This is a genomic window from Pseudonocardia sp. (assembly GCF_029263155.1).
In the GTDB taxonomy this organism is placed as follows: domain Bacteria; phylum Actinomycetota; class Actinomycetes; order Mycobacteriales; family Pseudonocardiaceae; genus Pseudonocardia.
Map to the genome: position 1 here is coordinate 36,720 of NZ_JAJCYB010000022.1, position 17,480 is coordinate 54,199.

The 17,480-nt window shown below is 75.9% G+C and carries 12 protein-coding genes; 4 read left to right on the plus strand and 8 right to left on the minus strand.

The window, feature by feature from the left end; genetic code table 11:
* Positions 1-3: 3 nt before the first annotated feature.
* The 7 genes from Q1K26_RS03650 to Q1K26_RS03680 all read right to left on the minus strand — a co-directional run bounded on the left by Q1K26_RS03650 (position 4) and on the right by Q1K26_RS03680 (position 11,539).
* Entirely contained in the window at positions 4-696 is a 693-nt protein-coding gene (locus Q1K26_RS03650) for a (2Fe-2S) ferredoxin domain-containing protein (RefSeq protein WP_300007709.1), read from the minus strand.
* A 69-nt stretch (positions 697-765) separates the two neighbouring features.
* Positions 766-2,865 (minus strand): DEAD/DEAH box helicase, encoded by a 2,100-nt coding sequence (locus Q1K26_RS03655; RefSeq protein ID WP_300007710.1) that lies wholly within the window; start codon positions 2,863-2,865, stop codon positions 766-768.
* A complete protein-coding gene (gene brxD / locus Q1K26_RS03660; protein WP_300007711.1) occupies positions 2,862-4,175 on the minus strand; it encodes a BREX system ATP-binding protein BrxD in 1,314 nt (437 codons plus the stop codon). Before brxD ends, Q1K26_RS03655 begins: the two co-directional genes overlap by 4 nt.
* On the minus strand, positions 4,172-6,892 hold the full coding sequence (gene pglZ / locus Q1K26_RS03665; RefSeq protein ID WP_300007712.1) for a BREX-2 system phosphatase PglZ: 2,721 nt from the start codon (positions 6,890-6,892) through the stop codon (positions 4,172-4,174). The genes brxD and pglZ overlap by 4 nt, the downstream gene beginning before the upstream one ends.
* On the minus strand, positions 6,885-10,775 hold the full coding sequence (locus Q1K26_RS03670; RefSeq protein WP_300007713.1) for a PglY protein: 3,891 nt from the start codon (positions 10,773-10,775) through the stop codon (positions 6,885-6,887). The genes pglZ and Q1K26_RS03670 overlap by 8 nt, the downstream gene beginning before the upstream one ends.
* Before the next feature lie 81 nt (positions 10,776-10,856).
* Positions 10,857-11,288: a type II toxin-antitoxin system VapC family toxin gene (locus Q1K26_RS03675; protein ID WP_300007714.1), complete on the minus strand. Its 432-nt coding sequence runs from the start codon at positions 11,286-11,288 to the stop codon at positions 10,857-10,859.
* Entirely contained in the window at positions 11,285-11,539 is a 255-nt protein-coding gene (locus Q1K26_RS03680) for a type II toxin-antitoxin system prevent-host-death family antitoxin (protein ID WP_300007715.1), read from the minus strand. The genes Q1K26_RS03675 and Q1K26_RS03680 overlap by 4 nt, the downstream gene beginning before the upstream one ends.
* Positions 11,540-11,708: 169 nt before the next feature.
* Between Q1K26_RS03680 and Q1K26_RS03685 the strand changes: the two genes are divergently transcribed.
* The gene (locus Q1K26_RS03685) at positions 11,709-13,619 is read left to right on the plus strand and encodes an HNH endonuclease signature motif containing protein (protein WP_300007716.1); all 1,911 of its coding nucleotides are present in this window, start codon (positions 11,709-11,711) and stop codon (positions 13,617-13,619) included.
* A gap of 8 nt (positions 13,620-13,627) precedes the next feature.
* Here Q1K26_RS03685 and Q1K26_RS03690 read toward each other — a convergent pair whose 3' ends face one another.
* The gene (locus tag Q1K26_RS03690) at positions 13,628-14,212 is read right to left on the minus strand and encodes a hypothetical protein (RefSeq protein ID WP_300007717.1); all 585 of its coding nucleotides are present in this window, start codon (positions 14,210-14,212) and stop codon (positions 13,628-13,630) included.
* Positions 14,213-14,567: 355 nt separating this feature from the next.
* Here Q1K26_RS03690 and Q1K26_RS03695 point away from each other — a divergent pair, with 355 nt between their 5' ends.
* The 3 genes from Q1K26_RS03695 to Q1K26_RS03705 are packed head-to-tail and all read left to right on the plus strand — an operon-like array spanning position 14,568 to position 17,472.
* The gene (locus Q1K26_RS03695) at positions 14,568-15,503 is read left to right on the plus strand and encodes a hypothetical protein (RefSeq protein ID WP_300007718.1); all 936 of its coding nucleotides are present in this window, start codon (positions 14,568-14,570) and stop codon (positions 15,501-15,503) included.
* Entirely contained in the window at positions 15,500-15,892 is a 393-nt protein-coding gene (locus Q1K26_RS03700) for a hypothetical protein (RefSeq protein ID WP_300007719.1), read from the plus strand. The genes Q1K26_RS03695 and Q1K26_RS03700 overlap by 4 nt, the downstream gene beginning before the upstream one ends.
* A complete protein-coding gene (locus tag Q1K26_RS03705) occupies positions 15,889-17,472 on the plus strand; it encodes an alpha/beta hydrolase (RefSeq protein ID WP_300007720.1) in 1,584 nt (527 codons plus the stop codon). Before Q1K26_RS03700 ends, Q1K26_RS03705 begins: the two co-directional genes overlap by 4 nt.
* Positions 17,473-17,480 lie beyond the last annotated feature (8 nt).

The following is a 17,480-nucleotide window of genomic DNA, read 5'->3' on the forward strand; positions in this document are numbered from 1 at the left end:
CGCTCAGCCGCCGCGGACCACCCGCTCGGCGCCGCCCTCGTCGACCCGCTCGTGCCAGACCCCGTCGGGCTGCACGACCACCAGCGGGCCGAGGTTGCACGGTCCCAGGCAGCCGGTCGGGGTGACCAGGGCGTCGGTGCCGCGGGCGGCGCGGCTGAGCCCGCGGTGCGTCGCGCCGGCGCCGAACGCGGTGCACCGCGGCCCGCGGCAGACCAGGACGTGGCGCGCGTGCTCGGGGATCACCGACCAGGCCGGGCTGCGGTACGCGGCCGGGCTCGCGGTGACCGGCTCGCCCTGCTCGACCAGCGCGGCCACCGCGCCGGCCAGCGCCGGTGCCGCGGTCAGGCCGTCGCCGATCCGCACGTCGAGGTCGTCGCCGCGGGTCTCCCGCCAGTTCGCCACAGCCCGCGCGATCCAGGTCGTCAGGTAGGCGTCGGCGGGGACGGCGAGTGGCACCAGGACGACCTCCCCGGCCCCGGCGGCACGGGCGTCGTCGAGCACCGCGTGCACCGACGGGTCGGCCTGGTCGAGGTAGCCGACGACCACGGGACCGTCGAGCCCGGCCCGCACCGCGGCGGCCAGGGCGTCGGCCGAGCGCCGGTCGACCCCCGCCGGCGTCGGCCGGGCGACGAGGACGACCCAGCGCGTGGACGGGCCCGCGTGCGGGGCGGGCCCGGGGAGGGTGGGAGCGGCCATATCGAAGACTACTGTTCATCTGTTCAGATGTTCAATAGTTGATGTGGTCGCGCACCGCCGCGGGTCCCCTCACTCACGCACGATCCGCCGGGGCTCCGCGAGCACGGCGCCCGCAGATCCCGGGTCGCCGAGGCGCTCCCCGACGGTCCGCCGGGCCAGTAAGTCGGGCAGGGCGGCGGAGAACTTCAGACCGCGCAGCGCCGCGTCGTGCACCGGGGGTTCGGGCAGCGGAGCGCCGGCCAGCGCCCGGATGCGCGCACCGGCCCGGACCGGGTCGTCGCCGTGCCGCAGCCGGATCACCCGGTCGCCGAGCCGCTGGCGGGGGTCGACGAGATCCCCGAGCGCGGCGTGCAGGCTGCGGTTGGCCGCCGCTCCCGCCCAGGTCCACCAGTGCAGGTCTCCGTCGGGCGAGTGGTGGAGCACCGTCGCGGAGCCGTCGACGAGATTGCCGTGGTGATCACGCAGGTCGGCCAGGGCACCGGTGGCACGCTGGGTCAGGGTGACGCCGGCGGGGTCGGCGCCGTGCAGCACGTCGCGCATCCCGCGGGTGACGGCGAAGGACAGCCCCGGGCCGCTGCCCGACCAGGTCGCCCTGCCGGGCAGGTCGGTGGGCTCGGCGAAGCAGCGCCGGCGCACCCAGTCGACGTGGGTCACCTTCCAGGCGCGGCCGGCGAGCAGCAGCACCCGCGGCGCTCCCCCGGTGTCGGTGAGCAGTGCGTCGTCCCCGACCGACCCGATCTCGTCCCGCCCGGCCAGCACGGTGAACTCCGGCGCCGCGGTGAACACCGCCAGCAGGTCGGAGAAGTGCCTCCGGCCGAACCGCCGCTCCGCCTCCGGCCCGATGAACACCAGCTCCCCGTCGGTCTCCAGGAACCCCTCGTCCACCAGGTGGGCGAGGATCTCCGGGCCGTCGGCGGCCATCGGCCCCAGCCCGTTCCAGTGCGCGACCGCGGTCGAGCGGTCGACCGCGTGCCGCTGCAGGGCCAGCGCGAGGAGCTGCTGGGCGACGATGTGCCGCGGTGCAGGCGGCGCGACGACGGGCTCGACCCAGCCCTGCGACCACCTCAGCAGCAGCCCGGCGGCGTGCAGCAACTGGTCGTCGTCGACGGCCAGGAACAGGCAGTTCCGCGACGTGCCGGGCCGTCGCCCGGTCCGGCCGAGCCGTTGCAGGAACGAGGCGACGGTCGCCGGCGCGCCGATCTGGATCACCCGGTCGAGGTCTCCCACGTCGATCCCCAGTTCGAGGGTCGAGGTGGCGACGATGACGCAGTCGCGGGCCTCCGCGAAGGCCTCCTCGGAGCGTCGCCGCTCGGCCGCCGAGAGCGAGGAGTGCGACAGGTAGGTGTCGATCCCCCGGCCGCGCAGCGCGCTGCCCAGTTCCTCGGCCCTGCGGCGGCTGTCGACGAACACGAGTCGCTTCTCGCCGCGGTGCAGGGCCGCGATCACCGTCGCCGCCCCGGCGACCGAGCCGACGTGGTCGAGCCGGACCTCGGCCGGGATCGTGGCGGCGGGCGGCGCGACCACGGCCCGTGGCCGCGCCGTCCCGGTGCCCTGCAGCCAGCCCAGCAGGTCGTCGGGGTTGCCGACGGTGGCGGACAGCCCGATCCGTTGCAGCGGCCGGCCCGCGAGCCCGGCGAGCCGTTCCAGCAGGTGCAGCAGGTGCCAGCCGCGGTCGTCCCCGGCGAAGGCGTGCACCTCGTCGACCACCACCGCCCGCACCCCGCCGAGCAGGGCGGCCGCGTCGACGCCGGCCGAGACCAGCATCGACTCGACCGACTCCGGGGTGGTGAGCAGGATGTCGGGCCGCTCCCGCTGCGCGCGGCGCCGGGCGCCCTGGCCGGTGTCGCCGTGCCAGGCGACCGCGGTCCGCCCGACCCAGCCGGCGTAGTCGGCGAGCCGGGGCGCGAGGTTGTTGAGCAGGGCCCGCAGCGGGCAGAGGTAGAGCACCGAGGTGCCGGTCCACCCCTCGGTGGCCATCCGGGTGAGCAGCGGCAGCGCGGCCGCCTCGGTCTTGCCCCCGGCGGTGGGGGCCAGCAGCAGGCAGTCGGCGCCGGCGAGCACCGGGTCGACGGCGGCCGACTGGAGCGGACGCAGGCCGGGCCACGCCAGCGTGTTGACGACGTGGTGCTGCAGGACCGGATGCAGCCGGGCGAACGCGGTGGTGCTCACAGGGCGACGTCATCGGGGTCGGTGAGCGCCCGGCGCTCGACGTCGGTGAGCTCGGTGTCGGCGACGGTCAGTGCGTAGTCGCGGCGCGGATCGAAATCGGCGAACTGCTCGACCCGGTCGAGCACCTCCCCGACCAGCTTGCGCAGGAACAGCCGTGGCGCGACTCCGACCCGACCACCCAGCCCGCCGGTGACCGCGCGGGCGAGCAGCGCGAGGTACTCGTCGTCGACGACCCGGTGGATGCGCAGCGGGTCGGGGGCTCCCGCGGCGTGCAGGTCGCGCACCTTCGTCCCGAGCTCGACGAGGCGGTCCAGGTCGAAACCCGGGAGCCGGACCTGCGGGGCGCGCGGGTTGTCGAACCGCGGGTCGGTGCTGAAATCGGTGTGCAGGCGTTGCTGCAGCGGGGGCAGCAGCGCGATCCCCTGCCGTCCGTCGAAGAACGCCGGGGTGCCGGTGATGAGCAGGTAGAGCCCGGGGAAACGCCCGCCGTCGATCTCGTCGAGCAGTTGGCGAAGGGCGTTGAGGGCCTTGGCGCGGGCGTCGCTGCGCACCCGCTGCAGGGTCTCGACCTCGTCGAGCACCAGCACCAGCCCGGGGTGTCCGGCGTCGCGCAGCACGGTGAGCAGGCCCTGCAGGAACCCGAGGGCGAGGAAGTGGTCGATGTCGCCGCGCACCCCGGCTGCCCGCCGGGCCGCGGCCGCGACGTGCGGCTGTCCGGCGAGCCAGGCGACGATGCCGTCGGCGGTGCCCGCATCTCCCGCCGCGAGTGCCCGGCGGTAGCCGCGCAGTCCGGCGGTGAATCCCGGCGCGGTGCGGTGCAGGTCGGCGAGGCGGCGTTCGAGCAGGGCGTCCACCGCTCCACCCAGGGCCTCGGCGTCGTCGGCGTCGATGTCCCCCTCGGCCAGTGCGTCCTCCTCCAGGGCGTACAGCCAGCCGTCGAGGACCGGCCGGAACGCGCTCGGCGGGTCGCTGGCGGTGCCGAGCCGCTCGCACAGCCGCCGGTAGACGGTCTCGAGGCGGTGCAGCGGGGTCTCGGTCTCGGAGATCTGCACCTCCGCGACGGCCATGCCGGCGGCCTTGGCCCGTTCGCCGATCCAGCGGGCGGCGAAGGTCTTGCCCGACCCGTACTCGCCGCGGATCGCGGTGAACGCCGCCGCCCCGCCGCGGCAGGCGGCGAGCTCGGCGGTGACGGTGGGCGCCAGCCGGTCCAGCCCGACCGCGAGCAGGTCGAGCCCGTTGTCCGGGACGGTACCGCGCCGCAGCGCCGCGAGGACGCTGCGGCGCCGCGCCGGGCTGACGGCGCCGGTCATCCCGCATCCAGCGGGAACTGCTCATCGAGGAGGGCGAGGTCGAGCGCGATCGCCCGGTCACCGTCGACCAGGCTCAGCATGGTGTAGCTGTCGCGGTTGAGCACCCGACCGAGCGTCGAGACCAGCCCGCGCGGGTGCCGTGCCGAGGCTCCGGCGGCGTCGAGCACCGGCCCGACCGGGAGCCGCCCGCCCGCCTCGGCGAGGACGTCGACCACCGCGGCGATCACCTCGGCGGAGGGCCGTCGCCGGGCCGGGACCTCCTCGTGGGCCACGGCGAAGGCCTCGGAGCGGACGAGGAGCCGCCCCCGGCCGGCCGGGGCCTCGGTGTCGGGTTCGCCGGGCAGCTCGAACAGGCTCTCGGCCTGGGGCGCGGGCCGCCCCCGCGCCCGCGACGGACCGGCAGGGCGCACCGGCGGGGCCGGCGCGGAGGCAGGGGCGGCGGTCCACCATGCGGGGACGCGACCGGCGGGACGGACGGTCCAGCCCACCGGGACCTGCGCCCCCGGTGGGACCAGGACCAGCAGCGGGATCGCCGCCTCGGCCAGCGTGGCACCCCCGTGGTAGCCGCCGCCGGCGCGGGCGCCGTAGCGGATGTCGTCGGTGGCTGCGAGAACGGCGCGGCCGCCCGGGGTCAGTATCCGGGGGCCGTGCAGCAGGACCTCGCCGTCGCCGGCTGGTTCGTCGTCGGTGCGCCAGCGGGCGCCGCCACCCGTCGACGGTCGCGAGGTGGTGGTCCCCTGCTCGAGGACATGGCCGTGGTCACCGGTGAGCACCACGGTGCGACCGGCCTCGACCGCCCGGCGCAACAGCGCGGGCAGCCCGGCCACCTGCCCGACGGCCCACCGGGAGTCCGGGGCCGCCCGGCCCTTGCCGAGGGCGTCGTCGACGGCGTTGAGCACCACGGCCACCACGGCGCTGCCCTCCCCTGCGGCCAGCGCGGTGTCGAGGTCGGCACCGAGGTCGGAGCCGTCGCGACCGCCCACCCCGGACTTGTGCACGAGCGTCGCACCGCCGCGCGGCCAGAACGGGTGCCGGGGGAAGGCGGCGCGCTCGACGGCCTGGTCGCCGTCGCGCAGCTCGGCGCAGAGCAGGCTGGTGCGGCTGTAGCGGGTCTCGGTGGGGAACGCCGCGAGCACCGCCTCCCGGGCGCCGCCGGGGTCGCGCACGATCTCGGTCCAGCCGCTGTCGGGTGCGGTCAGCTCGTCGGCGAGGTCGGCGGCCACCGCCCCGGACATGCCGTCCACGACCACCAGCAGCAGCTGCGCCTGCGCCGCCAGCGGGGCCACCACGCGGGCCAGCAGCGTCTCGACGGCGAGCAGCGTCTCGGGTGTCTCCGGAGAGGCCGCGAGCCGAACGGAGAACGCCCGGTCGGCGTCGCGGCGCGCCGCTCCGGCCCGGCGGGCGACGTCGGCGAGAGCTGCGGCGACCCGGCCGTCCGGGTCGCCGCCACGGACCAGGGCCAGCTCACGGTCGACGCGGGCCAGGTCCTCGGCGTGCGCGGCCACGGCCTCGGCGGTCGTCGGGTAGCCGGTGCGGGGCCGGGACGCGAGCCAGCGGTGCAGCCGGACCGCCGCCCGGACCCGGGCCACCCTGGGCTCCTCCGCCCGCGCGTCCCGGTGCTGTTCGACCGGGTGGAGGTCGGCCTCGTCGAGCGAACGGGCGGCTCGGGCCAGCCGTTCGGTGAATCCGCCGGGGAGCACGCCGCTGTATGCCGCGAGGGCCGCGGCGCCCAGCTCCTCCAGCAGGACCCCGGCCTGGCGGAGCTGCTGGGTGCGCCGGGCGGCCGGCGCCTCGACCACGTGCTCGACGGCCGCCCGGCCGGCGGCCTGCAGAGCTGCCCGCCCGGGGCGTGGAGCATCGAACCGGGACTGCAGGAAGCCGCCGAGCGCTCCGGCGGCGACGACGTCGTCCTCCGGCGCCGCGGTGAGGGTCTGGGCGACCAGCAGGTCGGCCAGCACGTCGTCGCGCTGCTGCGCGAGCCGGACGACGATCCCGGCTGCAGGCCCGAGGCGTTCCTCCAGGTGCGCTCTCAGCCCGTGGCGTTCCTCCTCGGGCAGGCCGCGCCACCGGGCGCGGCGGTCGGTGGCGTCGAGCGCGCCGACGAGCTGCGGCAGATCGGCGTCGTCGGGGTCCAGGTCGAGCCGGGCCGCGACGACGAGGCTGCGGGCCCGGCGCAGGCCGAGCGCGGCCCCGCTGATCGCCGGCAGCAGGTTCCCGGCGTCCAGGGCGAGCAACGCGTCGACGAGCCAGGCCGTCCCGCGGATGCGCGGGTCGAGATCGCGGACGCGGAGCATGTCCGACAGCAGGGTGTGCCGGTCGGCGTCGAGCAGCCGCCCCCGATGCAATCGGGCGAGGACGGCGTCGCCCAGTTCGCTCTCCGAGCGGTCGGTGAGCACCACTGTCAGCCGGCGGGCCCGCCGGCCCACGGGTGCGGCATCGCCGACGCGGGCTGAGTCGAGAGCTGGGTCGTCGGCGAGAGCGGCGAGCACGGCCAGGACCGACGGGGCGGGGACCACCCGGACGGTCCGGCCGTCGAGCTCGATCTCGGCCGGGCCCTGCCAGCGGGGCCGCCCGGACGAGCGGATCCCGAGCGCGGTGGCGGGTCCGAGGCGACCGAGCTGTGAGCGCACCCGGGCCAGGACCGCCCGCTCGGCGGCGCCGTAGCCGGTCGCGGGGGTCTCGTTCTCGCTCCCCGTGGACCGGGCGGGGCTAGCCACCGGTACCGAGCACCCGGAACACGACCTCGACCTGGGCGTCGGCCGGGAGCCGGTCGCGCAGGGCGGCGAGGACCTCGTCGCGACCACCGCTCACGGTGCGGGCCGGGTCGGGTCGGAGCTCGCGCGCCTCCTGCTCCCGTGCCTCCCGTTCGGCGGCGAGCGACTCCTCGGCGGCGCGGCGACGCCGTTCCTCGGCGGCCCGCTCCCGCTCCCGCTGCTCGGCCTCCCGCCGCAGCTCCTGACGTTCCAGTTCCCGCCGTTCCCGATCCCGACGCTCGCGCTCGGCCTGTTCCGTGGCCAGCCTGGTCTCGGTCTCGCGGTCGCGCCGCTCCTGCGCCGCCTCCCGCTCCCGGTCGCGCGCGGCGTGGTCCTCCCGGTCGTCGGCGGCGATCAGGTTCAGTGTGCCGGTGCGGGCCGCGGCCAGCACCGTGTGCAGCGGCGCCGCGTCCTCCCCGGCGGACGCGCCGGCGGCCAGGGTCTCGCGCAGCGGCGCGGCACCGGGGCGAGCCAGGTCACGGAGGCGGTCGAGGACCTGCCAGTCGGCGCCGCGCAGGGTCTCGGCGACCGCGCCTGCGGTGCTCAGGGTCCGGCCGAGCGAGACCAGCGGGTGCTCGATCGGCGCCTGCGCGAGCACGGTGACGATCCCGGACGGGTCCTCGGCGCCGCGCAGCTCGGTGAGCAGCCGGTCGGCGGCACCGGCCAGCGCGAGCCGTGCCGGCTCGGGGCGTGCCTGGTCGGGGCGGTCCTGGTCGGGAGGTAGCGGCACGCCGAGCCGGGGCAGGTACTGCTCCAGCAGGGTCACCAGCTCCGCGGCCGGCGACCGCAGCAGCCGGGCGGCGTCGGAGACGGCGGCGAACTGGGCGACCGAGCGCGGGGAGATGACCCGCTCGGGCACCGCGACCCCGAACAGCAGGCCGGCCCGTTCCACGGCGACCGCCCAGGCTGCCGGGTCGGGCAGCGTCAGCGGTCGCAGCACCATGTCGTCGCGGACCTCGTCGAGCGTGGCCGGCGGGGGGACCTGCTGCCCGGCCCGCACCCAGGCGCGCCGGCTGAGCTCGGCGTAGGTGGCGATGACGAGGTTCTCGACGCCGGTCTCCAGCCCGAGGTCGGCCAGCCATCCCCGCACCCGCCGGACCGGCAGCTCGCTGCCGCCGTCGCGGGCCGCGCGACGCTCGAACTCGGCCTCCCAGTGCCGCGACAGCAGGAACGGGCCGCCGTGCAGCTCCCCGAGCTGCAGCGGGTGGGCGAGGCGTTGCAGCGCCGCCCGCTCGCTGCGGTCGGTCTCCACCCGCCCTCCGTCGGCCTCGGCTGCGCGGCGGACGACGGCGAGCACGGTGCGCAGCTCGGCGGCGGTGACCGCGGTCCCGCGACGCGCCGGGTCGAGCTGGGGGTGCTCGGGGTAGCTCGCGGCGAAGCACTGGTCGACCAGGTGCGTCAGGGCGTCCGGGAAGGAGCGGCCGACGTCGAGCCGGGGGGTCAGCGCCGGGTCCAGGCTGATCAGGTGGTCGGACCACTCCAGCACCCGGGCCGGGTCGGGCTGGGCCAGCCCGTAGGCCTGGCGCAGCACCTCCCGCAGCTCGGCCCGCAGTGCGTCACCCTGGTTGCGGAGCAGGTCGCGGGCGCGCTGGCGGTCCTCGGCGCCGAGGTGGGTGGCGTTCTCGTCGAGCCGGTTGCCCACCAGCAGGTGCTCGATGCGCACCAGCGTGCCCACCTTGGCCAGCACCGTGCCGGTGACGAACGCCGGCAGCCAGGCCACGCACCGGCGGGCGTGCTGCTCGCGCAGCTCGGAGAGCCGGTTGCGGTCCTCGGCGGCGGAGTAGGTGTCGGCGTCGAAGGGGAAGTCGAGGACGAGCCGCCACCGGCCGTCCTGCGCGGGGGTGAACACCTCGTCGCGCAGCTCGGCGCGGTCCCGCACATTGCCGTAGACGATCTCCACGGCCCGCTTGCTGCCCCGCCACACCACCGGGTGGCCGATCTCGAACGCGCCGTCGTCGGTCACGCCGAGCGCCCCGAGCAGCAGTTCCCGGAACAGCCGGCGGCGGGCGGCGTCGTTGTCGACGTGGGTGACCCGCTCCAGGATCTGGCCGAGGTCGACGCTGACCAGCTCGAGGGTGACGCTCGGGTCGTCCTCACCGCCGACGGTGAGCTCCGCGACCTGCCCGGCCCAGCTGCGCAGCCGCCTGCTCACCTCGGCGATCTCCTGGCCGGGGATGGGGGTGCGGACGCTGCCGTGGTTGAGCGCGGCGAGCCGGCGCGCGGTCATCCCGCCCATGGCGGGCACCTCGGGCGCCAGCGCGGCCAGCAGCAGCGTCTTGACCAGGCGGTCGTCGGATCGGAAGGCGACCAGCCGGGGGCCGCCGTCGCCTGCCTCGATCTGCTCCTCGGTGAGCTCGCGCTGGGTCAGCAGCATCGGCCGCAGGGTGCGGCGGTAGAGGGTGCGGGCCTTGTCGAACTCGTGCTTGAGCTTCTCGGTGAACGGCTGGTCGTTGCCGTCCGCGATGGCGTCGAACAGGTCTCCGAGCGGGACCAGCTCGCCCAGGCGCAGGTCGTCGCGCCGGTCGACGAGGATCTGCTGCATGAGTTTGAGGGCGGTGCGCTCGCGCTGCAGCGCCGAGGACACGTGCACCAGGGTTTGCATGAACGCCGGGCTGAACGGATAGGTGCGGCGGAACGCCTCGCCGTCGCCGTCGGTGAGCAGGATGTCGCGGGTGGCGCCCGGGAGGGCGTCGGTGCGTCGGAACGCGGTGGCGAGCAGGTCCCGCGCGGCGTCGTCGACCGGCGCGAGGATCCGCTTCTCGGCGATCAGCCCGAGGTTGCGGTCCTCGAGGGTGACGGTGAAGAAGCGCCCGTCCCAGTAGGAGAGCTGGTCCTGGAACGACAGCGTCTCCGCGCCGGTGCGGCGGGCGCCCATCAGCTCGCGCAGGTCGCGCTGGCGGGCGACGAAGCTGACGATCGGCACGGCGCGGCGGGCGTCGGAGGACTCGACGAGCTTGGCGACCTTCTCGGTCTCGCGGGCGACGAAGGCCGGGTCGCCGATCTTCCCGGCCAGCCAGAGGACGAGCTCGTCGAGGAACAGCACCAGTCCGTCGTTGCCCAGGTCACGGGCGTGCTCGCTGATCGCGGAGAGCCCCTGGTCGAGCGGCACGAACGCGTTGGCCGCCCCGGCGACGCTGTCGACGTAGCTGGGCATGAACACCGGGACGGCGTCGGCGACCAGCCGGCGCGCGAGGCCGGAGTCCGGCGGGCCGTCCAGCGCGGAGTCGACCTCCGCGGCGGTCCAGCCGGTGGCGACGTCGCCCCAGTCCCCGTCGTCCCCGCCGTTCTCGTCGCCGCCCGCGGGCAGCCGGGCCAGGAAGGCCTCGGCCCCGAGCGAGTCGCGCAGGGCACGGGTGTCGGCGAGCAGCCCCTGCGCCCGGTAGACCCGCGGCAGCGGCGCGTCCGGGTGGTGCCGGCGGACGTGGGAGACGTAGCCGCCGAGGACGGCGGCCTCCAGGCTCTCCGCGCCGATGAGGTGGTAGGGCACCAGCATGAACCGGCGCTCCCCCAGCCAGGGGTGCGCGGCGAGGGCGTCGGCGAGCTCGGGGCGGGACCGGGCCGAGGTCTCGCCACGCAGCAGCGCGTGCAGCACGGCCATGAAGTGGCTCTTGCCGGAACCGAAGGAGCCGTGCAGGTAGCTGGCCTTGGACCGGCCCTCGACGAGCGCGGAACCGATCAGGCCGAGTGCCTCGTCGAACGCGACCCGGAGCTGCGGGGTGATGACGTAGGAGTCGAGGGTGTCGCGGGCGTGCTCGACGCCCTCGGTGAGCCGCAGCACGAAGTCGCCCTGGTGGATCCGCTCGGGGATCCGGATCAGCTCGCGCAGCAGGGGCGCTCCGGTGGTCACCGGTGTCGTCGTCACAGTGGGCGTCCCCCCGTTGGTGCTCGGGGAAGCGTAGTGGAGCGACCCGGCGTCCGCGGACGGCGGTTACGGCCGCACGTTCGGGTCGAACGTCGCGATCCCGAGACCGCTCCACGCGGCCAGCAGCCGGGCGTCCCCCGATGCCGCGACGAGATCGGGATCGGCGAGCTGCTCCGCCGCAGCGCAGTGCACCGCGTCGTAGCCGCGCAGAGCGCACCGGTCGGCGAGGGCCGCAGCCCGGCGGACCAGCGCATCGTCGAGGCCGATGACGTCGATCTCGGACCACATCCGCTCCAGCAACGCGAGGCTCTGCTCATGGGCGCGCCGGCCGAGCCGATCGGCCCGGTACGCGGCCGCGAGCGCCGCGGCGGTCTCGACGAAGGTGGTGCGGCATGTCGCCACGTCGTCCGCGTCGTCCCAGAACCGTCGACAGGCGGCGCTCCCGTCCTCGGCGACGAGCAGCGGGACGACGACCGACGTGTCGAGGTAGCCGATCACCGGCGTTGGTCGTCGATCAGGTCGGACACCGGACCGTCGGCGTGCACCGGGTCGGGGGCGGGCGACTTGCGCCGGGTCGCACCGGTGACCCGGCCCTCGGCCCGCAGCCGCTCCAGACGCGTCGGTGCCGCCACGGGGACGATCCGGGCGATCGGGCGGCCGTTGTCGGTGACGGTGAGGGTGCGGCCCTCACGAACCTGCGCGAGGTGACGGCTCAGCCCGTCGCGCAGCTCCCGGATGCCGATCTCCATGGCCTACCTCTCGCGACGCGATGTGACCACTTTCGGCCTGGCCAATTGTAGCCACATCGCAGCCGACAAGGGTGGACTTCACGAGCGGGGCTCACCTCGGTCGGTGCCGATCCGGACGCCCTCCACGCAGTCGCACGGTTCTGTCGGGGGTCGAATGTATGTTCGCCTCATGCAGCAGATGGCCGGCCCCGACGCCCTGGCAGGGATGCCGCCGGGGCCGGGGCTGGCGGCCGCGCTCGCCGCGGTCGACGCCGGCCGGGTGCCGCCGGAGCGGGCGGTGGAGGTGCTGCGCGCGCGGTACCGGCAGCTCGCGCACGAGCAGGCCGGGGTGCTGGCGGCGATGGTCGCGGTGTCGCGAGCCGTCCCCGGATCCGCCGAGCGCGCGGCGGCGCCACAGGAGTGGGCGGCCGGGGAGATCGCCGCGGCGCTGACGCTGACGGCCGGGTCGGCCGGCTGGGAGCTGTCCTTCGCCGAGACGCTGGTGACCGCGCTGCCCCTGGTGCACGCCGCCCTCGCCGCCGGCCGGATCGACCGGGCGAAGGCGCGGGTCTTCGCCGACCACCTGGGCCCCGACGTGTGCGAGCTGACCGGAGCGCAGGTGGCGGCGCTGTGCGGCCGCTTCCTCCCGATGGCTCCCGCGCTCACGGCCCGGCAGCTGGCGGCGCGGATCCTGCGCGCGGTGCTGGCGATCGACCCGGGTGCAGCCGCCCGGCGCTACCGGCGCGCCGTGCGCGAACGCGGGGTCAGCCTGTACCTGGGGCGCGACGGTGCGGCCACCCTGGTCGGCGACGGACTGCCGGCCGCCGAGGCCGCCGCGGCGGCGGCGCGGCTGGACCGCCTGGCCGCCACCGCGCGCCGGGCCGGCTGCCCCGGCGGGCTGGCCGCGATCAGCGCCGACCTGTACCTGGGGATGCTCGACGGCTCGTTCCACGGCCTCGCCGAGGCCGAGATCGTCGACGAGCTGCGGCGCCGGCGGCGCCCCGAGGACGAGGACCCGGACGACGACAGCTCCGGGGGGAGTGGCGCGGGCGGGACCGGGGACGACGCCCGGGCCGAGGACCGCGGCGAGTCCGCGAACGGCAACGGCGGGGTCGCCATCGGCACCGCGGGCTCGGCCGGGACCCCAGGCGGGGTCTCGGGAGTCGGTGCCGGGGCCTCCCCCGCGACCGTCGGCGGCGAGGACGGGTCGGCTCGAGCATCCGGTGACGGGGGCGAGCCGCGCGGGGTGCGCGACGGGATCGAGGTCCGGGTCGGGCTGGGCACCCTGCTCGGCCACGACGAGCGGCCGGGCGAGATCGCCGGGCTCGGCCCGGTCACCGCGCCCGCGGCCCGCGCCGCGGTCGCCGCCCAGCGTCTCGGTGCGGAGTGGCGCTTCGCCGTCACCGGTCCCACCGGCGAGCTGTCGCTGGCCGGCGTCCTGCGCCGGCGCCCCGCCCGGGCCGGCTCGGCGCCGACCGGCTCCGACCGCTCCCGCGGCGGCGTGGTGGAGATCAGCGTTCCCGCCGCGGAGCTCGCCGATCTGGTCGGCTCGCCGGGCCCGTGGCGCGGGGTCGTCGAGGAGATCGCCGCGCGGTACGCCGACCGCGACCGGCTGCTCACCCGCCTGGACGACCGGGCGGGCAGCCGGTTCGTCCGCGGCGCGCTGGCCCGGCACGTCCAGGTCCGCGACCGCACCTGCATCCACCCCGGCTGCGACCGCCCGGCGGTCACCGCCGACCTCGATCACACCCGCGACGTGGCGCTCGGCGGCACGAGCACCGAGGCGAACGTCGGGCCCACCTGCCGCCGCCACCACCGCTACAAGCACGACCTCGGCTGGCGCCTGTGCCAGCCCTCTCCCGGCTGTTTCGAGTGGACCAGCCCGCTGGGCCGGGTCTACCGCACGCGCGGCGAGCCGATCCATCACGATCTGCCCCCGCCGGTGCCGGGCCCGGTCGAGCCGCCCGCCGAGGACGCCGGTGGGACGCGCCTGGACGTGCCGATCCTGTGGCGGCCGACCCGCCGCACGGCGGCCGCGAGACCCGTGCCCGCCGGACCCCCGACGGTGGACCGGCGCGACGACGACCCACCACCCTTCTGACACCGGCCTCAGCCCAGCTGCCACTCCCACCCGGCGGCCGCCCCGAGGTCGAGCACGAGCGTGCCCGGGCCCTCGGGCAGGTCCAGCACCACCGGGTAGTCGTAGCTGCGGTTCGGGCGCAGCTCCATCGGCGAGTCGTAGCCGCACGAGGTGGCGGCCGACATCGTGCCCAGCTCGCCGTGTGAGCGCCCGTCGGCGTCGACGAACTCGAAGGAGTGCGCGGTCGGGTTGAGCAGGACCAGCATCCCCTCGGCGTCGTCGAAGGTCTGCACCGCGACCGGGAGCTCGACGAAACGGCCGTTCTCCGGGCCGTCACCGAATCCCTGGTCGCAGGTGGCCTCCACCGGGTCGCCGAGGGTGAACTCCATCAGCGGCTCACCGCCGTCGGGACCGATCTGCGCGGCCTCGCCGAACTGCTTGGGCAGGTTGCCCAGGTCGCTGAGCCCCTCCGGCTGGGCCGCCGGGGCCGGCGCGGCGGGGACCGCGCCGTCCGGGGCGGCGCCCTCCGGGATCGAGCCCGCGCACCCGGTGAGAAGGGCGAGGGCGGTGACGGCGAGGACGGCGATGCGGGCGATGCGGGCGATGCGGCTCATGCGGTTCGTGCTCCCCTGTCGGGTTCGGGTACACCCGTGTCACCGTGCGCCGGCGGCCCGCCATTAGCAGGCCGTCGCGGATCGACACCGGTCTGCAACCTCGGAGGGTGCCGACCGACCGTGGGCGTCCCTCGGCGAACGCGGAGCCGATCGGGCGGGCTGCGGTCCCGATGCCGCCACACAGCGGAGGAGGCGGCACCGTAACGACACGGAGCGCCCCGACGACCTCGTCGACACTTGACGGGTCGACACTGACGGGACGGCCGGCAGCGGAGCCGCGTCCGCCGCGGTCGGCCAGGCGGGAGTGCTCGGAATGCGATCCGGGGTTGCTCGACGACGCTCGTGCTGGACGGCCGTGCTCGGGGTCGCCGTCCTGTCGCTCACGCTGCTGTCGGGGCCTCGCCCGGCATTCGCACAGGACGTCCGGACCATCACCATCTCCCCCGGGTCCGGCGCCGTCGGTACCACCGTCACGATCAACGGCACGGGATGGGATCACGACACCTACGCGGGCGGCGTCACCATCGAGGTCGCCCAGAACTACGGCAACGGCAACCTGGAGCTCCTCGCTCGCCTCCGGACCGGACCGGTCACGGACGGCAGGTTCACCGCGACGACGACCGTCCCGGATACGGCGCAGCCGGGCCAGGTCAGTTTCAGCGCGGTCACCGGCTCGGGAGGCCCGACGGCTGCGAGCCGGAAGAACTTCACCGTCACCGGCTCTCCCCCGGCCGACCCACCACCCGACAACCCACCGCCCGTAGACACGCCACCGGACCAGCAGCAGCCACCGGCCGACGGATCGGGCGACGGACGGCCGTCCGTGCCGGGGACCGATCCGGATCCCGGATCGACGACACCCGAGCTGGGCTCGAGGTGCTCCCGACGAGATCGGATCCTTCATCGCCGGGAGCACCTCGTGACCGCGCCGCGGCACCTCCGCCCGGCGATCCTCCTCGCGCTGACGGCCGCGCTCGCCTGCGGGTGCAGTGCGGACTGGTCGGAGCTGGAGGAGAGGGCGACCTCCAGGACGCCCGCCCAGCAGGCCGAGATCCTCGATCCCGACGTCCGGGCGTCCTTCCTGGAGACCGGCGAGCCGCTGCTGCCGGCCGGGTCGACCCTGCAGGTGGCCGAGGAGACGTTCGCCGAGACCACGCCCGGCTACGCCGAGGTCGAGGCGGAGGTACGCGGACCGGAGCCCGGCCGGTACCTGCTCCGCCTCACGCGGGACGGCTCGAGGTGGCTGATCCTGCATTCCGTGGCGCTTCCCGCCCAGGACGGCGGATCGTGATGAGGCGCTCCCGGATCCTGCTCCTGTGCAGCGTCGTCGTGATCGCGGCCGTGGCCGCGTCCGTGGCGATGCTGCTGCGGGGCCCGGGCGAGCAACCGGACGCCGCGCCGCCCCAGGCGACCGCCGCCGTCGCCACGCTGCTGTCCTCCGGTGACGTCGCGGAGCTGCGGACGGCGCTGTCTCCCCCGCTCGCCCGGTCGCTGGCGCCCGACCAGCCCGCCCCGCCCTCGGAGCCCGTGCGGGTCGAGCTGGCCGACTGGGGCGCCCTGGGCCCGTTCGCCGCGGCCACCGCGCTCGTCGGCCCCGCCGACCGGCAACAGGCGATCGACGTCGGGTTCCGGCTCGTCGACGGGCAGTGGCGCATCACCTTCGCGCGGGTACGACCATGATCCGTCGGCGGTGGGTACCCCTGCTGGCCGCGGTCCTGGGACTGGTGACGGCCACCGGCGGCGCCTCGCCGAGCGGACCGGAGCCGGTACGGGGAGGGACGTGCATGCTCGGTGGCGGTGTGCAGTCCGCGGCGGTGGAGCCGGGGCTCGTCCCGGTGCTGTTCGTGCACGGGATGAACTCCGACCCGACCATGTGGGACGAGCCGATCACCGGTACCGACAGGTCGTTGGAGCAGACCGTCGTCGAGGACGTCGAGGGCGTCCAGACCTTCCGATTCGACTATCGCGCGGTCGCCCTGGAATGGGTGGACGCCGAGGGCAGCGGCCCGGCGCTCGCCGGGACCCTGGCCTGCCTGGCCCGCGCGGCCGATCGGAAGGCGGTCGTCGTCGCCCACTCGTTGGGCGGGCTGGCGACCCAGTTCGCGTTGGGGCGGACCCCCGTGGCCGCGGACGGGACGCATCCACACGTCGCGGCCGCGATCACCCTCGGAACACCGTTCACCGGCTCGCAGCTGCTCGCCTACTTCCAGGACATCCGCGAGGCCGGGGCGGAGCTCGACGCGGTGGACGGCAACGATGCACAGACGCAGGCGTTCGACGCGGCGCTGACGACCTGCGCCGAACTCGGACTCGCCGACCTGAGGGCCGGACGGCGGAACCGCTGCGATGTCATCGCGGTCGCCGACGGCCCCCTGGGCACCGCGCTGCAACCGTCGTCGGACGAGATCGGCCGGCTCCCGAGCTGGCCCGACGGCGTCGCGCTGCTGCCACTGGCCGGCGAGATCGAGACCGGGGCCGCCCTGTTCGACCCTCGACCCCCCGACCTCCCCGACCTGATCGGGCCGGGGGCCCTGTTCAGACTGCCGACGTTGATCCGCACCGTCGAGGGCGGGGTCGGGGTCGGCGACCTCGCGGTCGGCCTCGACTCCGCGCGCGCTCCCGACCCGGCGGTCTCGCCGTTGCGCTGCCGGGCCCTCGACGCGCCGGACGACGCCTTCCTGCTGGACTGCTTCCATCGCAACCTGCAACGCAACCCGGTCCTGGCGGGCTCCGTGCTGAGGACGGTGCAGGCGGCGGTGCAGTCCCAGCTCCCCGACCCGGTGGAGACGGTGGACTGGACCGACCGCAGCTACCCGATGACCTGCTCGGGGGTGAGCGACGGCCCGTTCACCGCCGTCGTCGCCGGCGGTAGCGGTACCGGTCCGGGCGACGGTACGCACGACGAGTACATCGTGGAGGTCCTCGCCGTCGCCGTCGACGACCTGACCGGGGACGGCAGGTCCGAGGCCGTGGTCTCACTGCTCTGTGCGCCGCGGAACGTCAGCCCGAACTATTTCACCGTCGAGCTGCACGTCCACGGGCCCGGACCCGAGCTCCTGGCGACCCTGGTGGCCCCACCCGGCCCGGGCCCGTCGGAGTTCGGGATCGAGCCCCGCCTGACCGGCCTCCCGTCGGTCGAGGACGGGGTGATCACCCACGACGTGGACTACTGGGTCGGCGCCGATCCCCGGGCCGGGTCGTCGGTCACCCTGGCCCGGTCGTGGCGGTGGAACGGGACGACCTTCGAGGTCGTGTCGTGACGCGGGCC